The sequence below is a fragment of the Streptomyces sp. NPDC052109 genome, assembly GCF_040680195.1.
Classification (GTDB): Bacteria; Actinomycetota; Actinomycetes; order Streptomycetales; family Streptomycetaceae; genus Streptomyces.
Window position 1 is genome coordinate 1 of record NZ_JBFAWF010000057.1, and the last position, 4,753, is coordinate 4,753.

General features: G+C 72.6%; 2 protein-coding genes. Both read left to right on the top strand.

Annotated elements, in window-relative coordinates; translation table 11 throughout:
* A partial coding sequence (locus AB0L59_RS42120; protein WP_365593474.1) for an amino acid adenylation domain-containing protein occupies window positions 1–3,765 on the top strand: 3,765 nt, incomplete at its 5' end.
* The coding region (locus tag AB0L59_RS42125; RefSeq protein WP_365593477.1) for a condensation domain-containing protein at window positions 3,765–4,753 on the top strand (989 nt) is incomplete at its 3' end. The genes AB0L59_RS42120 and AB0L59_RS42125, both read left to right, overlap by 1 nt.

The following is a 4,753-nucleotide window of genomic DNA, read 5'->3' on the forward strand; positions in this document are numbered from 1 at the left end:
GTCGAGAACGTCGTCGCCTCGCACCCCGGAGTCGCCCAGGCGGCGGTCATCGCCCGCGAGGACGTCCCGGGTGACACGCGGCTGGTGGCCTACGTGGTGCCGGACGCCGCCGAAGAACGGCCACACCTTCCGCTCGCGCTACGGCAGTTCGCCGCCGAACGGCTGCCCGCGTACATGGTCCCGGCCGCCGTGGTCGTGCTGGACGCCCTGCCCATGACCGTGAACGGCAAACTGGACCGCGCAGCTCTGCCCGCCCCGGCGTACGCGACCGGCGCCGGACGCGGCCCGGCAAACCTCCACGAGGAGCTGCTCTGCGGGGTCTTCGCGCAGGTCCTCGGCCTGGACGGCGTCGGCGTCGACGACGACTTCTTCGCTCTCGGCGGCCACTCCCTGCTCGCCACCCGCCTGGTCGGCCGGATACGGGCCGTGCTGGGCGTGGAGGTGCCGCTGCGGACGCTGTTCGACGCGCCCACCGTGGCGGGCCTGGCAGCACGCCTGGCCGGCGCCGACACCGCGCGGACGGCGCCGACCGCCGTAGCGCGCCCGGAGCGGCTGCCACTGTCGTACGCGCAACGCCGGCTCTGGTTCCTGGGGCAGCTGGAGGGCCCGAGCGCCACCTACAACGTACCGGTCGCACTGCGCCTGTCCGGCGAGGTGGACCGCACGGCCCTGAACGCCGCCCTGCGGGACGTGATCGGCCGCCACGAGGTGCTGCGCACCGTCTACGCGGTCGCCGACGGCGAGCCCTACCAGCGCATCCTCGACCCCGAGGACATGGACTGGGAGCTGACCACCGTCGAGGTGGCCGCAGCGCAGATGGACGCCGCCGTCGCCGAGGCCGCGGGACACGTCTTCGACCTCGCAGCCGAACTGCCCGTCCGTGCCTGGCTGTTCCAGGGCGGTCCGCAGGAGCACGTCCTCGTGGTGACGGTGCACCACATCGCCGGCGACGGCTGGTCGACGGCCCCGCTGGCGGCCGACGTCTCGCGGGCCTACGCTGCTCGCCGCGAGGGCCGGGCGCCGGTGTGGGAGCCGCTGCCCGTCCAGTACGCCGACTACGCGCTGTGGCAGCGGGAACTGCTCGGCGACGAACAGGACCCCGACAGCCTCCTCGCCCGCCAGACGGCCTACTGGCGTGAGGCGCTGACCGGCGCCCCGGAGGAGCTGGCGTTGCCGTTCGACCACCCGCGGCCGCCGACGGCGTCCCACCGCGGACACCAGGCACTGCTGACGGTACCGGCCGAAGTCCACGCACAGCTCGCCGAGCTGGCCCGCGACGAGGGCGTGACCTCCTTCATGCTGCTGCAGTCCGCGCTGGCCCTTCTGCTCGCCCGCCTGGGTGCAGGCTCCGACATCCCGATCGGCGCGGCGACCGCCGGCCGTACGGACGCCGCGCTGGACGACCTGGTCGGCTTCTTCGTCAACACCCTCGTGCTGCGCACCGACCTGTCGGGCGACCCCACTTTCCGCGAGCTGCTGCGCCGGGTGCGGGAAACCAGCCTCTCGGCCTTCGAACACCAGGATGTGCCGTTCGAGAAGCTGGTCGAGGAACTGGCGCCGACCCGCTCGACGGCGATTCAGCCGCTGTTCCAGGTGATGCTCACGCTGCAGAACAACGAGCAGGCCGTGGTCGACCTGCCGGGTACACGGGCCGTCGGTACGGCCCCGGCGATGGCGGTTGCCAAGTTCGACCTCGAGCTGGCGGCACGGGAGCTGTTCGACGAGGCGGGACGGCCCGCCGGTATCGAGGGCTCGCTGATCGTCGCAGCGGACCTGTTCGAGGAGGCGTCGGCCGAGCGGCTGGCGGAGCGCCTGGTGCGGGTGCTCGCCGCGGTGGCGGCCGATCCACAGGTGCCGGTGAGCGCGGTCGAGGCGATGGACGACAACGAGCTGCGGCAGGTGCTTTGGGAGTGGAACGACGGCGGAGCCGGGAGCGAGGTCTCGACACTGCCCGCGCTGTTCGAGGCCCAGGCGGCGCGGACTCCTGACGCGGTGGCCGTGTCCGCGGACGGGGTCGAGGTGTCCTACGGCGAGCTGGACGCGCGGGCGAACCGGCTGGCCCGCCTACTGCTCGCGCACGGCGTGGGCGCGGAGTCGGTGGTCGGCGTCTGCCTGGAACGCGGCGTCGAACTCATCGTGGCACTGCTCGCGGTCCTCAAGGCCGGTGGCGCCTATCTGCCGATCGATCCGGTGTACCCGGCAGACCGGGTCGCGTTCACGATCGGCGATGCCGGGGCCGGCCTGGTGCTGACCACGCGGGACACGGCGCAGCGGCTGACCGGTTCGGGGGCCACCCTGGTGACCATGGACGACCCGGCGGTGGCACAGGAGCTGTCGCGACTGGACGCGGGAGTGCCGTCCGCGGCCGAGCGTGGGACGCCCGTGCCGGACCAGCCCGCGTACGTGATCTACACCTCGGGTTCCACCGGACGTCCCAAGGGCGTTGTGGTGACACACCGGAACGTGACAGGACTGTTCGCCGGGACGCGGGAGCTGTTCGGCTTCGGCCCCGGGGAAGTGTGGAGCTGGTTCCACTCGTTCGCGTTCGACTTCTCGGTGTGGGAACTGTGGGGCGCGCTGCTGCACGGTGGCCGCGTGGCGGTGGTGCCCTTCGAGGTGTCGCGATCGCCGGAGGAGTTCCTCACGCTGCTGGAGCGCGAGGGCGTCACCATGCTCAGCCAGACCCCGTCCGCCTTCTACCAGTTGATGGCGGCCGAAGAGCGGCGACCGCAGGCCGTGCGCTCGCTGCGCACGGTCGTCTTCGGCGGCGAGGCCCTGGACCCGTCGCGTCTGGCCGGCTGGTGGGAGCGCCACGGCGCCGACGGTCCACGACTGGTCAACATGTACGGGATCACCGAGACCACGGTGCACGTCACGTTCCAGGAACTGGCGGCCGACGGCGCCACGGCCGGCGTGGTGGGGCGCGGCATTCCCGGTCTGCACGTGTTCGTGCTGGACGAGCGGCTGCGCCCGGTGCCGGTGGGAGTGGCCGGCGAGATGTACGTCTCCGGCGGTCAGCTCGCCCGTGGCTATCTACGGCGCGCGGCCCTGTCGGCGGAGCGGTTCGTCGCCTGCCCCTTCGAGCCGGGCGCGCGGATGTACCGCACCGGCGACCGGGCACGGTGGACGGCAACCGGCCGGCTGGAGTACCTGGGACGTGCGGACGAGCAGGTCAAGGTCCGTGGTTTCCGGATCGAGCCCGGGGAGATCGGCGCGGTGCTCGCCGCCCATGACGCGGTGGCAGAGGCTGCGGTCGTCGCCCGGCAGGACACCGGCGACACCCGGCTGGTGGCTTACGTGGTGCCGACCGAGAGCGGCCGCGACCCCGGCGAATTCGCCCGGACACTGCGGAGTTTCGCGGCCGACCGGTTGCCCGGCTACATGGTTCCGTCCGCCGTGGTGCTGCTGGACGCCCTGCCCCTGACCGTCAACGGCAAGCTGGACCGCAAGGCCCTGCCCGCTCCGGAGTACGCGGCGGGCACGGGCCGCGGCCCGGCCGACCGGCGGGAGGCACTCCTGTGCCGGGCCTTCGCCGAGGTCCTGGGACTGGAGGACGTGGGCGTCGACGACGACTTCTTCGACCTCGGTGGCCACTCCCTGCTCGCGACCCGCCTGACCAGCCAGATCAGAACCCTGCTGGGACTCGACGTCTCACTTCGGGCGCTCTACCGGACACCCACCGTCGCCGGACTCGCCCAGCAACTCGGGGCGGAAAAAACAACGAGGCCGGCTCTGCGGCCGATGCGCAACCACGAGGAGTCCTGATGGTGCCCCTGTCCTTCGCCCAGCGCCGGCTGTGGTTCATCGGCCAGCTGGACGGCCCGAGCGCCAGGTACAACATCCCGGTGGTGCAGCGACTCTCCGGCGAGTTGGACCGCGCGGCGCTGAACGCGGCGCTGCGCGACGTGATCGAGCGGCACGAGGCGCTGCGCACCGTCTTCCCGAGCGTGGACGGCGAGCCCTACCAGCGCATCCTCAAGCCCGACGAGCTGGACTGGGCGCTGACCGTGGCCGAGGTGGCCCCGGAGGAGCTGGACGACGCCGTCACCTCGGCCCTGGGACACGCCTTCGATCTGGCGACCGAGGTGCCGTTGCGGGCCTGGGTCTTCTCCACGGCGCGGGACGAGCACGTCCTGGCCCTGGTCGTGCACCACATCGCGGCCGACGGCTGGTCGATGGGGCCACTGGCCCGGGACCTCTCGGCGGCGTATGCGGCGCGTGTCGCGGGCGGGGCGCCCGAGTGGGAGCCGCTGCCGGTGCAGTACGCGGACTACGCGCTGTGGCAGCGGGAGCTGCTCGGTGACGAGGACGATCCGGAGAGCAGGATGTCCCGCCAGGTCGCCTACTGGCGCGAGGCCCTTGCGGACGTGCCGGAAGAGCTGACGCTGCCGGCCGACCGCCCGCGCCCCGCCGTCGGCTCCTACCGCAGCCTCGCCGCTCCGCTCTCGGTCCCGGCCACGGTGCATGCGCGGCTCGCGGAGCTGGCCCGGGCCGAGGGCGTGAGCCTGTTCGTGGCACTGCACTCCGCACTGGCCGTGCTGCTGTTCCGCCTCGGCGCGGGGACGGACGTCCCGATCGGCACAGCTGTCGCCGGCCGCACGGACGTGGCCCTGGACGACCTGGTCGGCTTCTTCGTCAACACCCTGGTGCTGCGCAGGGACCTGTCGGGCAATCCCAGCTTCCGTGAGCTGCTGGCCCGGGGGCAGGAGACCGTGCTGTCGGCCTTCGAGCACCAGGACGTGCCGTTCGAGAA